The 17,653-nt window shown below is 52.5% G+C and carries 16 protein-coding genes; 6 read left to right on the top strand and 10 right to left on the bottom strand.

Annotated elements, in window-relative coordinates; genetic code table 11:
* Nucleotides 1-2: 2 nt before the first annotated feature.
* From bioD to ABYA77_RS02340, 5 genes are all read left to right on the top strand, one after another.
* Complete coding sequence (gene bioD / locus ABYA77_RS02360; RefSeq protein ID WP_372964332.1) at nucleotides 3-704, top strand: dethiobiotin synthase; 702 nt, start codon at nucleotides 3-5, stop codon at nucleotides 702-704.
* A 51-nt stretch (nucleotides 705-755) separates the two neighbouring features.
* Nucleotides 756-1,001, top strand: a complete 246-nt coding sequence (locus ABYA77_RS02355; protein ID WP_372964331.1) for a flagellar basal body rod C-terminal domain-containing protein — start codon at nucleotides 756-758, stop codon at nucleotides 999-1,001.
* Nucleotides 1,002-1,018: 17 nt separating this feature from the next.
* The gene (locus ABYA77_RS02350; protein WP_372964330.1) at nucleotides 1,019-1,735 is read left to right on the top strand and encodes a putative metalloprotease CJM1_0395 family protein; all 717 of its coding nucleotides are present in this window, start codon (nucleotides 1,019-1,021) and stop codon (nucleotides 1,733-1,735) included.
* Nucleotides 1,736-1,980: 245 nt separating this feature from the next.
* Nucleotides 1,981-3,780, top strand: a complete 1,800-nt coding sequence (locus tag ABYA77_RS02345) for an acyl-CoA dehydrogenase C-terminal domain-containing protein (protein ID WP_372964329.1) — start codon at nucleotides 1,981-1,983, stop codon at nucleotides 3,778-3,780.
* A gap of 228 nt (nucleotides 3,781-4,008) precedes the next feature.
* Nucleotides 4,009-5,799, top strand: a complete 1,791-nt coding sequence (locus ABYA77_RS02340) for an acyl-CoA dehydrogenase C-terminal domain-containing protein (protein ID WP_372964328.1) — start codon at nucleotides 4,009-4,011, stop codon at nucleotides 5,797-5,799.
* 121 nt (nucleotides 5,800-5,920) lie between these two features.
* On the opposite strand, the gene ABYA77_RS02335 is transcribed toward ABYA77_RS02340, so the two are convergent.
* From ABYA77_RS02335 to leuS, 5 genes are all read right to left on the bottom strand, one after another.
* Nucleotides 5,921-6,556: an endonuclease gene (locus tag ABYA77_RS02335; protein WP_372964327.1), complete on the bottom strand. Its 636-nt coding sequence runs from the start codon at nucleotides 6,554-6,556 to the stop codon at nucleotides 5,921-5,923.
* 188 nt (nucleotides 6,557-6,744) lie between these two features.
* The gene (locus ABYA77_RS02330; RefSeq protein ID WP_372964326.1) at nucleotides 6,745-7,008 is read right to left on the bottom strand and encodes a hypothetical protein; all 264 of its coding nucleotides are present in this window, start codon (nucleotides 7,006-7,008) and stop codon (nucleotides 6,745-6,747) included.
* 112 nt (nucleotides 7,009-7,120) lie between these two features.
* Entirely contained in the window at nucleotides 7,121-8,131 is a 1,011-nt protein-coding gene (gene holA / locus ABYA77_RS02325; RefSeq protein WP_372964325.1) for a DNA polymerase III subunit delta, read from the bottom strand.
* Nucleotides 8,128-8,706 carry an LPS assembly lipoprotein LptE gene (gene lptE / locus ABYA77_RS02320; protein ID WP_372964324.1) on the bottom strand — a complete coding sequence of 193 codons (579 nt, stop codon included), beginning with the start codon at nucleotides 8,704-8,706 and terminating at the stop codon, nucleotides 8,128-8,130. Before lptE ends, holA begins: the two co-directional genes overlap by 4 nt.
* A 1-nt stretch (nucleotide 8,707) precedes the next feature.
* Complete coding sequence (gene leuS, locus ABYA77_RS02315; protein ID WP_372964403.1) at nucleotides 8,708-11,293, bottom strand: leucine--tRNA ligase; 2,586 nt, start codon at nucleotides 11,291-11,293, stop codon at nucleotides 8,708-8,710.
* Between the two features lie 201 nt (nucleotides 11,294-11,494).
* Between leuS and ABYA77_RS02310 the strand changes: the two genes are divergently transcribed.
* Nucleotides 11,495-12,043, top strand: a complete 549-nt coding sequence (locus tag ABYA77_RS02310) for a zinc ribbon-containing protein (RefSeq protein ID WP_372964323.1) — start codon at nucleotides 11,495-11,497, stop codon at nucleotides 12,041-12,043.
* A 12-nt stretch (nucleotides 12,044-12,055) separates the two neighbouring features.
* On the opposite strand, the gene lnt is transcribed toward ABYA77_RS02310, so the two are convergent.
* The 5 genes from lnt to miaB all read right to left on the bottom strand — a co-directional run bounded on the left by lnt (nucleotide 12,056) and on the right by miaB (nucleotide 17,339).
* Nucleotides 12,056-13,603, bottom strand: coding sequence for an apolipoprotein N-acyltransferase (gene lnt / locus ABYA77_RS02305; RefSeq protein WP_372964322.1), 1,548 nt, complete (start codon nucleotides 13,601-13,603; stop codon nucleotides 12,056-12,058).
* Nucleotides 13,593-14,438, bottom strand: a complete 846-nt coding sequence (locus ABYA77_RS02300) for an HlyC/CorC family transporter (protein WP_372964321.1) — start codon at nucleotides 14,436-14,438, stop codon at nucleotides 13,593-13,595. The genes lnt and ABYA77_RS02300 overlap by 11 nt, the downstream gene beginning before the upstream one ends.
* Nucleotides 14,435-14,908, bottom strand: coding sequence for an rRNA maturation RNase YbeY (ybeY, locus tag ABYA77_RS02295; protein WP_372964320.1), 474 nt, complete (start codon nucleotides 14,906-14,908; stop codon nucleotides 14,435-14,437). The genes ABYA77_RS02300 and ybeY overlap by 4 nt, the downstream gene beginning before the upstream one ends.
* Nucleotides 14,905-15,891 (bottom strand): PhoH family protein, encoded by a 987-nt coding sequence (locus ABYA77_RS02290; protein ID WP_372964319.1) that lies wholly within the window; start codon nucleotides 15,889-15,891, stop codon nucleotides 14,905-14,907. Before ABYA77_RS02290 ends, ybeY begins: the two co-directional genes overlap by 4 nt.
* A gap of 101 nt (nucleotides 15,892-15,992) precedes the next feature.
* Entirely contained in the window at nucleotides 15,993-17,339 is a 1,347-nt protein-coding gene (gene miaB / locus ABYA77_RS02285) for a tRNA (N6-isopentenyl adenosine(37)-C2)-methylthiotransferase MiaB (protein ID WP_372964318.1), read from the bottom strand.
* Between the last annotated feature and the right edge of the window lie 314 nt (nucleotides 17,340-17,653).

The following is a 17,653-nucleotide window of genomic DNA, read 5'->3' as shown; positions in this document are numbered from 1 at the left end:
TAATGGCAAAGAAAACGTATTTTGTAACCGGTACGGATACGGGGGTGGGTAAAACCATCGCGACCGCTGCGATACTTGAGGCAGCCAGGGCTCTTGGTAAACGCACTTTAGCCATGAAGCCTGTTGCCTCCGGGTGTGATCGGACTCGGGATGGGCTTAGGAATGAAGACGCATTGATACTTCAGGCCGCCACCACAGAAAACGTAGTTTATGACTCAATTAATCCTATCGCCCTAGAGCCAGCTATTGCCCCTCACGTGGCCGCTGTGCAAGCGGGCAAGCAGGTCACCGCTCAACGTTTGATTGGCTTTTGTCGTGGTCTTCAGATACGGCCTGCAGATCTTATGCTTATTGAGGGGGCTGGTGGCTGGCGGGTGCCGCTGAATGACCGAGAAACCTACGCCGCCGTTCCGCGGGAAATGGGCCTGGGAGTTGTCGTAGTGGTACCGCTGAAACTTGGCTGTATTAATCACGCCATGCTTACGGCTGAGGCTATTCGCTCTGATGGTTTAACCGTGGCCGGCTGGATAGCGAATCATCCTGAAAAGGAACCGATGAGCTGTGAGAAGGAAACCCTTAATTATCTGGTGACAAGCATGAGAGCGCCTTGTTTGGGGGTTTTGCCGTGGGTTGATGCTTCGGTCGTGCGCTTACCATCGATATTATCCCGTTATCTCAATATCTCACCATTGATTGAAAATTGACCATTTTTATGCGTTAATTAAGGCAATATACCGTCATTGGGAACCTTCGCCATGATTAACAACACTCTCGGTATCGGAATTCAAGGTATCCAGGATGGAATGGCCGGCATGGAAAACGCCGCCCGTAAGATCGCTCGTGGGGGTGCAGATGGCCCTCAGGGTACTGCTGAAGGTGTTGGAAATCTCGCTGAACCAATGATTGAGCTGAACCTTTACGAACGCAGTGTAGAGGCTTCTGCGCAAGTTGTGAAAACTGCAGATGAAACCTTGGGAACCTTGCTGGATATTAAAGTCTGAGCACTGGAGTTTTCTCTGTGAACGTTTTGTCCTCGATATCACCCGTCTACCCTTCCGTCACTGGGGCCGCTGCGCCCGGATCCGGTAGTACTGCGATCTATAACAACTCTTCTGTATCTGGCGAAAAACCGCTGGGTGGTGATGACCGCCTGGTGCGTAAAACTGAGCAGGTTTCCGAGGGTAAATCTTCGAATGTCTCCACAGGCAGAGAGTCTCATGGTGAGAGGGCGGGGGCTCAGGGGCTGACAGACGCAGAGCTTCAGCAACTTACCGAGCTTAAAGCCAGAGACCGTGAAGTTCGTGCTCATGAAGCGGCCCATCAGGCAGTGGGTGGGCAGCACGCTGGGGCCATGTCGTTTACCTACGAGCGGGGCCCCGATGGTGCGCAGTATGCTGTCGGAGGAGAGGTGTCTATTGATGTGTCTGTGGTGGCTGGAGACCCACAAGCCACCATCGAAAAAATGCGTGTCGTGCGTTCAGCTGCTATGGCGCCTGCTCAGCCGTCATCTCAGGATCGGGCTGTCGCTGCCCAGGCTATGCAAATCATGCTGCAGGCTCAGTCGGAACTGGCCACTAGTGAAAGCGAGAATGGCTCCGTTGCCTCAAGGGTTACTGAGCAGCATGAAGGCCCCGGGGAGCCCCGGTTACGCCAGGCCGCCGACACCTATCAGAGTATTTCCTCCATCCATGGTTATGGCACGAACTCCGACGCTGCCACTTCTGTTTTTGCTTGAATATAACCTCTCAGCTGTTTGATTGCCGCAGATTTATGGTGGTGATCCAGCCTCTTCCCGTTACTTTTTTGAACACAATACTCAACAAAATTGACGCAATTCTCTTGACAATTCTGCACCGCAAAACGTATGTTTCAAACAAGTGTTTAATTAAGGCTGTGGTGCGCACGCATCATGGTCTCTGAGCAAACCAAGGCCTAAGCTGCAACAGCATTCAGCTTCAACCGAAAATCGAGGTGGATTCCATGCCTGAGTACAAAGCGCCCCTGCGTGATATCAAATTTGTAATGAACGAGCTGCTCGACAGCGAGAACCACTACGCCAATTTGGAAGGCGCTGAAGATGCAACTCCAGATATGGTTGATGCCATCATCCAGGAAGGTGCAAAGTTTGCTGAGCAGGTGCTGTCTCCGCTGAACCCGGTAGGCGACAAAGAAGGCTGCACCTGGAGCGAAGACGGCGTTAAAACGCCAACAGGCTTCAAGGAAGCATACGACAAGTACGTTGAAGGTGGCTGGCCGTCACTGGCTGCTGATCCCAACTACGGTGGTCAGGGTCTTCCGGATTCCCTCGGCATCGTAATGAGCGAACTGAACGGCACGGCTAACTGGTCCTGGGGTATGTACCCTGGCCTGAGCCATGGCGCAATCAATACTCTGGAAGCGCATGGTACAGAGGAGCAGAAGCAGACCTACCTGACCAAAATGATCAGTGGTGAGTGGACCGGTACCATGTGCCTGACTGAAGCTCACTGTGGTTCTGACCTGGGCATCCTGCGTACCAGAGCGGAGCCTAACGCAGACGGTTCTTACAGCATCACCGGCACCAAGATCTTTATCTCTGCCGGTGAGCATGATATGACCGAAAACATCGTGCACATTGTTCTGGCTCGTCTGCCGGGTGCGCCGGAAGGTACCAAGGGGATTTCTCTGTTTATCGTACCTAAGTGTTTGCCAGCTGAAGACGGATCTGCCGGTGAGCGTAACGCCGTGTCTTGTGGCTCAATTGAGCACAAAATGGGTATTCACGGTAATGCTACTTGTGTAATGAATTTTGATGGAGCCAAAGGTTGGTTGATCGGGCCTGAAAACAAAGGTCTGAACTGCATGTTCACCTTTATGAATACCGCTCGTATCGGTACCGCCATTCAGGGTCTGGGTGCTGCAGAGATGGGCTTCCAGGGCTCCCTGGCGTACGCGAAAGACCGCCTGGCCATGCGTTCACTGAGTGGTGCCAAGAATCCCGAAGGTGCCGCTGACCCGATCATCGTTCACCCGGACGTGCGTCGCATGCTGCTGACCCAGAAAGCTGTGGCTGAAGGCGCTCGCGCCCTGATCTACCTGACCGCTCAGAAAGCGGACATTGTGGCTCGTGGAAGAACTGAAGAAGAGCGCAAAGAAGCAGACGAAGCACTGGGTTTCCTGACTCCAATTGCTAAAGCCTTCCTGACCGAAATCGGATACGAAGCTGCTAACCTGGGTATGCAGGTATTCGGTGGTCACGGTTTCATCTCCGAGTGGGGCATGGAACAAAACGTACGTGATGCCCGTATCGGTATGATCTATGAGGGTACCACTGGTATTCAGGCGCTTGATTTGTTGGGCCGTAAGGTTCTGATGACTCAAGGTGAATCCTTGAAGGGTTTCACTAAACAGGTGCACGTATTCTGTAAAGAGAATGCCGACAATGAGCAACTGAAACAGTTTATCGAGCCGTTGGCTGCGATTAACAAAGAGTGGGGCGACCTGACCATGAAAGTGGGTATGGCTGCTATGAAAAACCGTGAAGAAGTGGGTGCGGCGTCGGTTGACTACCTGATGTACTCCGGTTATGCCGTATTTGCATATCTGTGGGCGCAAATGGCGAAGATTGCTCAGGAGAAGCTTGACGCAGGTACTGGTGAAGAAGCCTTCTACAAGGCGAAACTGCAAACTGCACGTTTCTACTTCACCCGCATGTTGCCTCGTACCAAGACTCACGCAGTAACCATGCTGGCGGGTGCTGACACCCTGCTGGATATGCCGGAAGATGCGTTTGCATTCTAAGGCAGAGGTTGCTGTCTGACAGATAGTGCAAAAAAAAGCCCGTTCTCTGCAGAGAGACGGGCTTTTTTCATGAGTTCGTGGTGGGTAATAAGGTAGAATACCGGCCACAGAATAATAACCTTGTAGTGGACACATTGCCGAACGGGCGGACGTGCCTAAACCTTTTTATGAAGGTGTTTGTCGGGCATACCCCCGAAGAGACTGACTGAATTTTGTGGAGAGTTACACATGGCTGATTATCAAGCCCCCCTTCGTGACATGAGTTTCGTATTGAACGAAATGTTTGATGCACCCGCATTGTGGGCATCACTGCCAAGAATTGCCGAGAATGTTGATCCGGAAACGGCTGATGCCATTCTGGAGGAAGCTGGAAAAATTACCAATGGCGTTCTGGCTCCCTTGAATCGCGAAGCCGACGAGCAAGGTTGTAAGTGGAACGAAGGTGAAGTGACCAGCCCTGAAGGCTTTAAAGAAGCTTACCAGACTATTGTTGAAGGTGGCTGGAATGGTTTGGGTGGTAACCCGGAGTTTGGCGGCATGGGTATGCCGAAAACGCTGGTCGCGCAATTTGAAGAAATGATGCAGGGTGCCAATATGGCTTTTGGCCTGGCCCCCATGCTGACAGCTGGCGCTTGCCTGGCGTTGAACGCCCACGGCAGCCAGGAGCTGAAAGAGAAATATCTGCCCAATATGTACTCCGGTGTCTGGTCTGGCGCTATGGACCTGACTGAGCCGCACGCCGGTACCGACCTGGGTATTATCCGCACCAAGGCTGAGCCAAATGACGATGGTTCTTTCAATGTTACTGGCACCAAGATTTTCATCACTTGGGGCGAGCACGACATGGCGGAGAACATTATCCACCTCGTTCTGGCCAAGTTACCGGATGCACCGAAAGGGCCGAAAGGCATTTCCCTGTTCCTGGTGCCGAAGTTTATGGTGAATGACGATGGTTCCTTGGGCGAGCGCAATAGCTTCAGTTGTGGTTCCATCGAGAAAAAAATGGGCATCAAAGCCTCCGCGACCTGTGTGATGAACTTTGACGGCGCGAAAGGCTGGTTGGTCGGTGAGCCAAACAAAGGTCTGAATGCCATGTTCACCATGATGAACTATGAGCGCCTGGGCGTGGGCATCCAGGGTGTCGGTGCTGCTGAGGCATCTCTGCAGAACGCCCGTGAATATGCAAACGACCGTATTCAGAGCCGCGCGCCTACCGGCGCCCAGCAGCCTGAAAAAGCAGCTGACCCGATTCTGGTACACCCGGACGTACGCCGGATGCTGCTGACCATGAAGAGCTACGTAGAAGGTGGTCGCGCTTTCTCTACATACGTTGCCAAATGGCTGGACATCTCAAAGTATTCTGACGATGACGAACAGCGCAAGCATGCCGAAGGTATGGTTGCCTTACTGACGCCTGTCGCCAAAGCCTTCCTGACCGACCGTGGCCTGGAAACAACTATCATTGGCCAGCAGGTCTTTGGTGGTCACGGGTTCATTCGTGAGTGGGGCCAGGAGCAGTTAGTTCGCGACTGCCGTATTACTCAGATCTACGAAGGCACCAACGGCATCCAGGCGATGGACCTGATGGGCCGTAAAGTTGTTGCCAGTCAGGGTAAGCTGTTTGAGTTGTTCGCGCAGGACGTTGGCGCATTCATCGAAGAGAATGCTGGTGACGAAGCTCTGAAACCTTATCTGGAGCCGCTGGCAGCCGCCTTGGAACGTCTGGCCGATATCACCGAAAACGTAATTGCCCAGACAGCTAAAACCCCCAACGCCATTGGGGCTGCTGCGGTCGACTATCTCGATATGTTCGGCTATACCGCATTAGCATTCATGTGGGCAAAAGCGGTTAAGGCTGCTGCTCCGAAGGCTGAAGGCGACACTTCCGGTTTCTACACTGGAAAGCTGAAAACAGCGCGGTTCTACTTCGAGCGTTTGTTGCCGAAAACGGTGTCTCTGGCTGAAGGGATCCGTAGTGGTAGTGATGCCATGATGGCGCTGGAAGCTAACGAAATCTAAGCAGATTTCCGATCTCTGGTAAGAAAAAAAGCAGGCCGTGATGGCCTGCTTTTTTTTATGGGCGTTACTGACGAATCTGTTTGAAAGAGCCAGGAACCCCTCGCTCTTTCAAGCGAATTACTCAGAGCCTGTTAATAAGATCCGGGTTGGTCACAAACGGATTCTCGTTACCCTGAATTTCGGCAATTCTCCGGTGTCGGGTCAGTTCCTGATCATCCGGAGGGTCAAGGCGGCTCCAGTCTTTAAACACTGGAGGCGAACCGAGCCATGGCAAGCCATAAGTATCTGCCATATAAGCCATAGTCCGGGCTACATCGCCTTTAATGCGCTCCGGCGGCTCAAAAAACAGATGACTTTCCCGAATGCCACACTCATCCATCGCGATTGTTTCCCCGAGATTTTCGTAGCGAGCGGTGCGACGTCGCATTTCCAGGCGATTACGCACAGGCACCATGTTGTGCAAATCAGAGGCAATCTGGCGATAACGGTTATCCTGTTTGCACTGCGAGTTCGTACCGCAATCCAAAGCCGTACGAATGTCGGCCAGAGGATAGATATGCCCGTCTGTCATCATAAAACCTTTGGTTTTAAACGGCGTATTGCAGAAAAACGAGGTTCCGCCTTCGGAATAGAGGTTGCCCCAGAACTCGTCTTTAACGACCGTCTCGGGATCACTGAAACGAGTATTCTGGCCAATCACCAGACCCGTGGAGAGTATTAAGGAAAGTGTGGTAGGGATAGAGATTATTTTTTTCATAGGACCCATATACCTCACAAAATACGTCTTGTACCTTACCAGTCAGATACCTGGTTGGTGGCAAAATGATCAAGCCGACAAAATCATGACGACTTGATCATAAATTACTGTGAAGTATGGCACAGTGGCTGTGTGATAGAGCCGACTGAGCACTGTTTGATGTGTATATTTGTTAACCAGGTTATATTTTATTTCAACTTGTTGCGGATGTTCTCATAGCCGGCTTTAAGGTCTTCCCCCAGTTTTCGGGCAGTGTCTTTGGCTTCCTGACTTGCGCTCTCGGCATCGTGGAGGACCTGATCCAACCGGGACCGAAACTTATCCCAATCTCTCTCCAGATCGTCCCACTCATCTTTGACGTCTTCTTTAGCCAGGTGGAGCTGCACCTTTGTTTCGTCCCGGTACTGTTTGATCTTGTCGGACAGTTTTTGGAATTCATCGTGTAAGCTCATTGTACTTTCCCTTCCTTGATGGGTGGATTATAAACAATGCGCTTGATTATCAATGAGAGTCAATAGTATGCGTGAATGACGCAGCCGAAGAGTGTAGCTGGATTGACGCAGGTCAGAGTTGAGCGCCAGCAAGAAGAGCTGCAAGGTCTCTGAGATGGTGCCATGGAGGAAGGTCTCCAAACCCCTTTGCTGCACGGTCAGTTACGCTGCACAGTTGGATAGCCTGATGCAGTTGATGAAGGTTCAGACGCCGGGCCGCCTGCTGTATTGCAGATGACCGCCGGGGTTGAAAAACACCTCTTTTTTTCAGGAAACCTGCAGGGTTTTCACCGGCCGGGAGCGCTGTTTTTAATTCAATGATGAGATGAAGGTCGCGAATTAACACGCTGAGCAAGCCCAGCGGGTTTTCACCTTCTTGCTGAAGTATCCCTATGATCTTGCCGGCATGAGCTGCTTTTCCGGCTAATAGCTCTGTGACCAGTTCAAAGCCGCTGAATCGCGCGCTGTCCTGAACCGCCATTTCAATGGTTTCTTCATCGATCGTCTTGCCGTCAGCAAGCAGGGCCAGGCGATCCAGTTCCTGACTGGCCGCCAGCAAATTGCCCTCGAGTCGCTCGGCAAGCATAGCAAGGGCACCTCGGGTGATGTGCAGCCCCTGGTTGCTTGCCCGTTGTTGAAGCCAGCCAGAAAATTTGTCGGCCTCAACTGGCCAAAGGGGCACATGAACCCCTTTGGCTTGCAAATCCTTGTACCACTTACGTTTGGTCTCTGCAGCATCAAGCTTTGCGCTGATCAATAACAGAGTCACATCTTCGGGGGGAGATTGAAGAATCTGTTCCATGACCTTTCGGCCATCGCCCAGTTTGCCTGTAGGTAAATGGATTTCAATACGCCGTTTTTCGGCAAAGAGGGACATTGCATTGCATTCGTTTGCAACGGAGTTCCAGTCCAGTTGCTGGTCAGCATGATAGCTGAGCCGGTCTAGGAAGCCAGCTTCCCTTGCTGCCTTACGGATCTGGTCGCAACATTCCTGAACCAGAAGGGGCTCATCGCCGGAAACCAGATAAACAGGTGCCAGGCCTTTTTTGAGTAACTGAGGTAGTTGGCCGGGCTGGATTTTCATGGCTGTTCGGTTTGTTCTTTGCTGTTGGAGTGTGCCTGGATAAGTGTGTTAATGCGTTCCTGGCTCATCGGTGTCAGTCTAAAAATAACCTGCTGGGCCAATCGGTCGTCGAGTTGTTCGCGGAGATCGTCCTCTTCTCGCTGTTTGGCGAGTACGCTGGTCTCGTCATAGCGATAGGTTTCGCTGGCGGTCAGGCTCGTTGCTGCAATCAGGGGCGCCCGTTCTGCGGTTAACAGTTCGATAGTCACAGTATGGCGCAGACGATATTCTGCGGCAGCAGCCTGGGCCGTAATCGCCGATGCCCTGCGATCCTGATTATAGTCACGAAGCCGCAGAATATAGTTTGCTTCTGCGGACTCTTTGAGCTCTATACCACCTAAGGTCAGCTGGTCCCGAATGGACTGGCAGAACCGCCCCGGCAGGGAAGTGGAACAATCCACTGCAAGGGGCTGTAGGGCCGCCGGGACGGGGGATGTACCCCGCAACTGAAAACTACAACCGGCAAGAACTGCTGTGGTCAGCACCGCTAACAGCAGTAACGGCAGTGTTTTCAGTAATGGGGGCACAGACGGCATGTCAGTTAGCTACCACGTTAACCAGTTTTCCTGGAACCACGATCACTTTGCGGACGGTTTTGTCCTCAGTGAAGCGTTGAACGTTTTCGTTCTCCAGGGCCAGTTTTTCCAGGTCGGCTTTGCTGATATCAGCCGGAACACTTTGTTTGGCGCGTACTTTACCGTTCACCTGCAGCACAACCTCAATTTCGCTACGCACCATGGCACTCTTGTCAGCGACAGGCCAGCTTGCATCAACAACGGTCTCAGTATGTCCCAGAGCGTACCAGAGTTTGTGACATATGTGCGGAACAATAGGTGATAGCACAAGCACGGCGACATCCAGTGCTTCCTGGCGAACGGCGCGGCTTTGCGGCTCATCGCCAGCCAGTTTGCTGACTTCGTTGAGCAGCTCCATCACCGCGGCAATAGAGGTATTAAACGTCAGACGGCGACTGATGTCGTCACTGACTTTGGCTATCGTTTCATGGGTCTTTCTGCGCAGACCTTTTTGGGCATCTGACAGGCTGGCGGTGTCCAGTGCCGGAATGTCGCCGCCGGCAGTATGCTCTTTAACCAGACGCCAGAGTCGTTTCAGGAAACGGTGAGCACCTTCAACACCACTGTCTGACCACTCCAGAGACTGCTCAGGCGGAGCCGCAAACATCATGAACAGTCGCACTGTATCCGCGCCGTACTGGTCGATAATAGATTGTGGGTCAATGCCATTGTTCTTGGACTTGGACATCTTGGTGACGCCGCCAATTTCTACCGGTTGCCCATCGGATGTGAGTACCGCCCGAACGACCTGGCCTTTGCCGTCACGTTCTACCGTTACATCAGCTGGGTTATACCAGGACTTGCCGCCGTTTTCTTCATCACGGTAATAGGTCTCAGCCAGCACCATCCCTTGTGTTAGTAACTGTTTGAAGGGTTCGGAACTGTTCACCAGCCCAACGTCGCGCAGTAACTTATGGAAGAAGCGGGCGTATAGCAGGTGCAGAATGGCGTGCTCGATACCGCCGATGTACTGGTCAACTGGCAGCCAGTAGTTGGCTGCTGCCGGATCCAGCATGCCCTTGTCATAGTTAGGGCTGCAAAAACGCGCGTAGTACCAGGACGATTCCATAAAGGTATCGAAGGTATCGGTTTCAAGTGTGGCTGCCTGGCCGTTAAATTCGGTCTTGCACCACTCAGTGTCCGCCTTAATAGGTGACTGAACACCGTCCATCTCTACGTCTTCTGGCAGGCGTACAGGTAGCTGATCGTCCGGAACCGGCATTTCAGTACCGTCTTCCAGTGTCATCATCGGGATGGGAGCACCCCAGTAGCGTTGGCGCGAAACGCCCCAGTCCCGCAAACGGTAATTGACTGTGCGCTTACCAAGGTTGTTGGTTTCCAGAAAACCGGCAATTTCTTCAAAGGCTTCATCGCTGGTAAGGCCGCTGTACTTGCCGGAAGAAACCAGAATACCTTTTTCGGTATAGGCCTTTTCCTGAACGTCAATTTCTTTGTGGTCGCTTGGAGCGATGACCTGCTTGACCGGCAGTTTATATTTGAGCGCGAACTCGTGGTCGCGGTCATCGTGGCCAGGCACTGCCATCAACGCGCCAGTGCCGTAGTCCATTAATACAAAGTTGGCGACCCAGACTGGAATTTCTTCGTGCGTCAGCGGGTGAATAGCCTTGAAACCGGTATCGATACCCAGTTTTTCCATGGTGGCCATATCTGCCTCGGCAACCTTGTTGTTGCGGCACTGTTCGACGAAGCCGGCAATATCCGGGTGTCGTTCGCTGGCCGCTTTAGCCAGCGGATGCTCGGCGGCCACAGCCATGTAGCTTACGCCCATCAGAGTGTCCGGACGGGTGGTGTAAACGGTCAGGCCATCTTCACGTCCCTTCAACTGGAAGGTCAGCTCGATACCAGTGGATTTGCCAATCCAGTTGCGCTGCATGGTTTTGACCTGTTCGGGCCAGCCTTCCAGATCGTCCATGTCGTTCAGCAGTTCTTCGGCGTAATCGGTAATGCGAATAAACCACTGAGGAATCTTCTTCTGTTCAACCAGTGCACCGGAACGCCAGCCGCGGCCGTCAACAACCTGTTCATTGGCTAGAACGGTCTGATCAACAGGGTCCCAGTTAACGGTGGACATTTTTTTGTACACCAGGCCTTTTTCGTAAAGGCGAGCGAAGAACCATTGTTCCCAGCGGTAGTATTCAGGATCACAGGTGGCGAGTTCACGGCTCCAGTCGTAACCAAAACCTAGCTGCTTGAGCTGGTTTTTCATGTATTCAATGTTGGAGCGGGTCCACTTGGCCGGAGCCGTTTTATTGGCGATGGCTGCGTTTTCGGCGGGTAGGCCGAAGGCGTCCCAGCCCATGGGCTGCATTACGTTTTTGCCCTGCATACGCTGATAGCGGGAGATAACGTCGCCGATGGTGTAGTTGCGGACGTGTCCCATATGTAGCTTGCCACTAGGGTAGGGAAACATGGACAGGCAGTAGTACTTGGGCTTGTTCGGGTCTTCTACAACCTTGAAGGTTTCGTTGGTTTCCCAGTAGTCACGGGCGGTCTGTTCTACATCACGTGGGTTGTATTGCTCGTCCAGTCCTGCCATTACCTAAATTACCCTGTGTCAGAATGATGTTCGAAAAGGCCGAACATTCTAACGCACCCGCAGCTTAACAGGTAGTCTGCCAATTTGTTCTACTTGTGCCAGACTTAATGTATTGGGAATAAGTTGCTGCTGGGCATGGTTTCCCGAGACACTGGCCCATACTCCGGAACTGAAACAGAGTTGAGGAATAACATGACCAAACCAGAACGCAGCCACCTATCAGGCAAGGCTCTTGAAGCTTATGACAGAATGCTCGAGCGGGTGCAGTCCCGTTTACATGTGCTTCAGGAAACGTCGTTGCAGACACTGGAGGATGAAGTCCAGAAAGCCGTTGAATTTGAGTACGAACTCGAAGAAATGACCCGGGAAGAGGCCGACTTGTTAGGGGCCTATCTGACAAGAGATCTTGAGCACCTGATGCAGTTCGTTGAAGAAACCGGGGAAGGCCTGAAAGAATGGCTCCAGCTGGATATCTCTTTGCTGGAGCAAACCCTGGCCGACAGGTTACTCTCAGTGGCTGATAAAACTCTGGTAGACGCACTAGAGCTCAGGCAAAAATTGGAAAATGAAGATGTAGGGCGCTACATATCAGGTGAAGTGGCTACTGCCGGCATGTTTCGTTGCCTGAATTGTAACCACATGCTGTGCTTGACGAAAACCAGCCATCTGCATCCTTGTGAAGCCTGCGACTCTCATTATTTTGAGAGGGTTACGAGTCGCTGGCCACACAAAGATGAGTGATGATATGGGGCGTCAGTTCCTGGGAATTACCCGTTCGCGAACGAATACAATCAGGGTGACAGCCAGGGTGAGGATTGGCCAGGAGCCGGTTTGCATATAAGGCGTGCTGCCGTGAGCGGTGAATACTTCGCCGGTCAGCACGGCCCGCTCAAACTGGGGGATGCGCTTGGCGATTTCGCCCTTTTCATTGATGATGGCTGTAACGCCATTGTTCGTACCCCGGAGCATGTAACGGCCCGTCTCCAAGGCTCGCATTCTGGCAATTTGCAGGTGTTGAAGCGGGCCGATGGAATCACCGAACCAGCCGTCATTACTGATCGTCAGTAATAAACCTGAATGGCGTGCGTTAAACGCGACAAAATCCGGATAGGCCACTTCGTAGCAAATGTAAGGCATGACATTAGTTTCGCTGGCCCGCAGCGGTGATTGGTTTTTCGGACCGGGTGAGAAGCTGCTCATCGGCAGGTCGAAAAAGCCGATCAGGCCCCGGAGTATCTCCTGGAACGGAACATATTCCCCAAAAGGTACCAGCTTTTGCTTGTGGTAAATTCCGTCGCCGTTTCCAATGGCTATGATGCTGTTGTGGAAAGTGTTGTCGTCAATCTGCGCGCTGTAGCCGTACCATGGAATACCGGTAATCAGAGTGCTTTGCTCTCCTAGTTGTTCCTGGATATGAGCAATGATCTGGCCAGCCTGCCCCTGGGGGATGGGGATAGCAGTTTCCGGCCATAGGATAATGTCGCTTTGCCAGTGTGCTTCGGTCATGCCGAGATAGGTAACAATCTGATCTCTCAGGAAATCCGGGTCCCATTTGATTTGCTGGGGTATGTTGCCTTGCATGGTGGCGAAGGTTTGGGGTTCGGTGCTGAGCTCCGTCCAGTCGGCCTTCTTCAAAACTGGTGCAATAAGCCAGGGCAACAGGATAAGAACAGCGGTGGCGAGTGCCGCTTTGACCCGGCCGGCCCGAAACATCCACCAAAGGGCATAAGCCGCTGCGCCCGTCGCCGCGATCCAGAACGTAACCCCGTGCACGCCCAGAATCGGTGCCAGTCCGCCAAGTGGGCCGTCTGTGTGGGCTGTGCCCAGATAAAGCCAGGGGAAACCGGTTAGCAGCCAGCCTCTGAGCCAGTCGCCTAAAATCCAGATAGCCGGAAATAATATCAGACGCCTTATTTGATGTTGTTTCGCCAGCTTGCCCCAGAACCAAAAGGCCAGCCCATGGAAGAGTGCCAGGCCGGCAACGAACAGAACCATCAAGAGGATGGCAATAGGAATAGGTGTGTTGCCATGTTCGCTGATGCTGACGTAGACCCAGCTCACTCCGGATGCAAAAAGCCCCAGCCCTACCAGCCAGCCGGAGCGAAAGAGTTTGTCTGAGGTCTGATGGAGGGTGACTGACAGAACCAGAAAGACAGAAACCGGCCCCAGCCACCATAGATGGAATGGGGAAAATGTGAGTGTTTGTAAAGCCCCGGCGATCAGGAGGGTCGCCGGGCCGAACCAGGGGTTCGCAGTAAATTTAGGGTTCAGAGGGTGGTGTAGGCTGGACTCATGGTTCACTTCGGGTTACCTGCAACAAACGGATGACTCGGTTATCGGCGTTGGCAATAGTAAACTTCAAGCCGCCGAATTCAACCGTTTCACCGCGTCTGGGCAGGTGGCCAAATTCTTTAAGAACCAGTCCGCCGATGGTGTCGAACTCTTCTTCGTCCATACCGGTTTGGAAGAATTCATTAAAGTCATCAATCGGAGTGACTGCTTTGACTGTGTAGGTTCCATCGCTCCGGGCTTTGATGTGGGTTTCTTCGTCGATGTCGTGTTCATCTTCGATCTCGCCCACAATTTGCTCGAGGACATCTTCAATGGTGATCAGACCGGCGGTTCCACCGTATTCGTCCACCACAATCGCCATGTGGTTGCGGTTTTCTTTGAACTCTTTAAGCAGCTGATTCAGGCGCTTGCTCTCGGGCACAAAGGTGGGGGGGCGCAGGACTTCCCGGATACGGGACCAGGCTAACTCGTTGTTGAGAGCGAGAGGCAGTAAATCCTTGGCCAGCAGAATGCCAATAACATCATCCTGGCTTTCGCCAATGACAGGGAATCGACTGTGAGCAGAGGTCATTATTTCCGGCAGGAATTCTTTAGGGTCCTGAGAGGCTTTGACAGTGATCATCTGAGAGCGAGGAATCATTATTTCCTCCACTCGCATATCAATCACTTGCATTGCACCTTCAATGATACTCATGGAATCGGTATCAATGATTTCCTGGGCCTCTGCATCTCTCAGAATTTCCAGCACGTCCTCGACGGACTCCGGCTCACTGGAAAAGGCCTGTGATATACGCTCCAGCCAGGACTTTCCGCCCTGGCTGCGACTCGACTGATCGTCGCTCATGAGTCTTTTTCCGTTTCCTCTGCTTCGTAAGGGTTGGCAAACCCGAGTTGCGCTAGCAACTGGATTTCGAGGCTTTCCATAACCTCGGCATCTTCATCATTAATATGGTCGTAGCCCTGAAGGTGCAGCATTCCGTGTATTACCATGTGAGCCCAGTGGGCTACAGGTTCTTTATGCTGCTCCTGAGCTTCTTTTTCAACAACCGGGGCACAAATGACAAGATCTCCGGCCAATGGCAACTTTATACCCGCTGGTGCTTCAAATGGAAAGGATAAAACATTCGTGGGTCTATCCTTTCCTCGGTACTGAAGGTTCAGCGCCTGGCTTTCTTCAATACCAACGATGCGAATCGTAACCTCAGACGGCGCAGCTCCGCGCCAGGCACGTTCGGCCCAAGCCTGGAAGCCGGGCTTGTCTGGCACGCCTTCGCCTTCATAGACTTTCTGGAAGTCGACGGTCAGCTGGCTCATGAGTGTTTGCTGCTCCCATCGCCAATGGAATCGTAGGCTTCTACAATGCGTTGTACCAAGGGATGGCGAACAACGTCTTTGGAGTCAAACCGTGTAAAACCAATGCCCCTTACATTGCTCAGCACGCCGGCAGCATGAATAAGCCCGGAATCCTGTCCGCGAGGTAAGTCAACCTGAGTGGTGTCGCCCGTAATCACTGCTGTAGAGCCAAACCCGATCCGGGTCAGAAACATTTTCATTTGTTCCCGGGTGGTATTCTGGCTTTCATCGAGAATAATGAACGAGTTATTGAGTGTTCGGCCACGCATAAACGCGAGTGGTGCAATCTCGATCACACTTTTCTCAATCAAGCGGGTGACCTGCTCAAAACCGAGCATTTCGTACAAAGCGTCATACAGTGGCCGCAGGTATGGGTCGACTTTTTGGGCTAAATCACCAGGCAAAAAACCGAGCTTTTCACCGGCTTCGACAGCAGGACGTACCAGTAGAATTCGTTTTACTTGCTCATCTTTCAGTGCTTCCACTGCGCATGCTACAGCCAGCCAGGTTTTACCTGTTCCTGCGGGCCCGATGCCGAAGTTTATGTCGTGGGTACGGATGCTGTGCACATACTTTTGCTGGTTGGCTCCACGAGGTTTGGCGGTCAGCTTCGGTGTTTTGATGATTGTCATTTGCCCTTCGTTATAGGGCACATCATCTGGCAGCCTTTCTAATCCGGTTTCACGGATAAATAGGTGTACGGTTTCCGGGGGGATGTTGCTGGAGGCTTCGGTTTCCCGGTACATGTGGCGGATAACTTCCGTGGCTGCAGCCACGTTTTCAGTTGGTCCTTCCACCCGGAAGTGATGGCCGCGGCGGCCAATTTTTACCTGAAGACGTTTTTCAATCATCTTCAGGTGTTCATCAAATTGCCCGCACAGCGTGGTGAGTCTTCGCTGGTCAACGGGGTGCAGGTCAAATTGTCTGCTGTCTTGAGTGTTCAATCTTACTCCGTATTGGTTTGCTCCCGTTGAACTCTGGTGCTTGGGTTCGGGGAGATAGCATTTCTGTGTTTGGTGCTATGGGCTAGATGCGGGGCCGAAACTTAGTACATCGCCGAATCCACAGGCACGCCACGTAAAGAGTTCGCGTAAGCTTCGACAATCTCCACATCGATAAAGTGCCCGACAATTTCGGGGTTCTCATGGCGGAAGTTTACAATCCGGTTATTCTCGGTACGGCCGGAATATTCCCCAGGATCTTTCTTGGAAAGCCCTGTTACCAGAATACGCTGAGTTGATCCCACCATTTTACGGCTGATATCCATCACCGTCTGGTTGATTCTGTCCTGCAGGATTTTCAGGCGCCGCTTCTTCACTTCCATCGGCGTATCGTCGGGCAGGTCGGCCGCTGGAGTACCCGGGCGGGCGCTGTAAACGAAACTGAAAGACATATCAAAGCCGATGTCGTTGATTAGCTTCATGGTGTCTTCGAAATCTTTGTCGGTTTCACCCGGGAAACCAACAATGAAGTCAGAGGAGAAACTGATATCCGGACGAATCTTCCGTAACCGGCGCAGTTTGGATTTGTACTCCAGAGCTGTATGACCACGTTTCATGGCGGCCAGAATGCGATCAGAACCGCTTTGCACCGGTAGGTGCAGGTGGCTGACCAGTTCGGGTACACGCTCGTAAACTTCGATTAAAGCGTCGCTGAATTCCACCGGGTGGGAGGTGGTGTAACGGATGCGGTCGATGCCGTCGATGGAGGCGATCAGCTCGATCAGTTCGGCCATGTCCATGACATCGCCGTCGTGGGTTTCGCCGCGGTAAGCGTTGACGTTCTGGCCCAGCAGATTTACTTCGCGCACACCCTGGTTGGCCAGATGGGCGACTTCAGCAATGACGTCGTCTACTGGACGGCTGACTTCTTCGCCTCGGGTGTAGGGTACGACGCAGAAAGTACAGTACTTGCTGCAGCCTTCCATGATGGAGACAAATGCGGAGGGGCCATCAGCACCGGGATCCGGCAAGTTATCGAATTTTTCAATTTCCGGGAAACTGACGTCGACTACGCCTACGCCGTCACCCTTAGTGCGTATTTCGGTGATCATTTCTGGCAGGCGGTGCAATGTTTGTGGTCCGAAAACCATGTCTACAAACGGGGCACGGTCGATAATGGCCTGGCCTTCCTGGCTGGCAACACAGCCGCCAACGCCGATGATCATGTCAGGCTTTTTGTTTTTGAGTTTTTTCCAGCGGCCGAGCTGGTGGAACACTTTGTCCTGAGCTTTTTCACGGATAGAGCAGGTGTTTAGTAGCAGGATGTCGGCGTCATCGGGCGAATCGGTCATTTCGACGGTTTCGCCGGTTTTGAGCAGGTCTGCCATTCGGGCGGAGTCGTACTCGTTCATCTGGCAGCCGTGGGTTTTGATGTACAGCTTTTTGGCCATGGGTCTCACGCAGTTTGGTGTGTATTGCGCCGGGTGTGGTGTTTTTGGCGCTGGCAAAAATTGGACGGAACATTATACCGGTGTGATTAAACTTCAACCACCGTTGTCTCGGTATTCCTTACCCACACTGTGCTATTATTTTCGGCCTTGGTGTTAGAAGGTTTTTTGGGTGGGTTTTCCAAAAACCGCTACGAGCACATCCATGTGCGCTTCTCTCCGGCCATCCATGGCCTACGAAATTTTTGGAAAACCCACCCCAAAACCCTTCCCTGACAGTTGGAGCTGGAGTCCTCAAAATATTTGTTTGCCTCGTG

The organism is Marinobacter sp., assembly GCF_041595835.1.
Classification (GTDB): Bacteria; Pseudomonadota; Gammaproteobacteria; order Pseudomonadales; family Oleiphilaceae; genus Marinobacter.
Note: the sequence above shows the minus strand (reverse complement) of the source record. Positions and strands in the feature narration are given on the sequence as shown.

Coding starts and splice junctions, on each gene's coding strand:
- bioD (WP_372964332.1), top strand. CDS start 3: ATGGCAAAGAAAACGTATTTTGTAACCGGTACGGATACGGGGGTGGGT.
- ABYA77_RS02355 (WP_372964331.1), top strand. CDS start 756: ATGATTAACAACACTCTCGGTATCGGAATTCAAGGTATCCAGGATGGA.
- ABYA77_RS02345 (WP_372964329.1), top strand. CDS start 1,981: ATGCCTGAGTACAAAGCGCCCCTGCGTGATATCAAATTTGTAATGAAC.
- ABYA77_RS02340 (WP_372964328.1), top strand. CDS start 4,009: ATGGCTGATTATCAAGCCCCCCTTCGTGACATGAGTTTCGTATTGAAC.
- ABYA77_RS02335 (WP_372964327.1), bottom strand. CDS start 6,556: ATGAAAAAAATAATCTCTATCCCTACCACACTTTCCTTAATACTCTCC.
- ABYA77_RS02330 (WP_372964326.1), bottom strand. CDS start 7,008: ATGAGCTTACACGATGAATTCCAAAAACTGTCCGACAAGATCAAACAG.
- holA (WP_372964325.1), bottom strand. CDS start 8,131: ATGAAAATCCAGCCCGGCCAACTACCTCAGTTACTCAAAAAAGGCCTG.
- lptE (WP_372964324.1), bottom strand. CDS start 8,706: ATGCCGTCTGTGCCCCCATTACTGAAAACACTGCCGTTACTGCTGTTA.
- ABYA77_RS02310 (WP_372964323.1), top strand. CDS start 11,495: ATGACCAAACCAGAACGCAGCCACCTATCAGGCAAGGCTCTTGAAGCT.
- ABYA77_RS02300 (WP_372964321.1), bottom strand. CDS start 14,438: ATGAGCGACGATCAGTCGAGTCGCAGCCAGGGCGGAAAGTCCTGGCTG.
- ybeY (WP_372964320.1), bottom strand. CDS start 14,908: ATGAGCCAGCTGACCGTCGACTTCCAGAAAGTCTATGAAGGCGAAGGC.
- miaB (WP_372964318.1), bottom strand. CDS start 17,339: ATGGCCAAAAAGCTGTACATCAAAACCCACGGCTGCCAGATGAACGAG.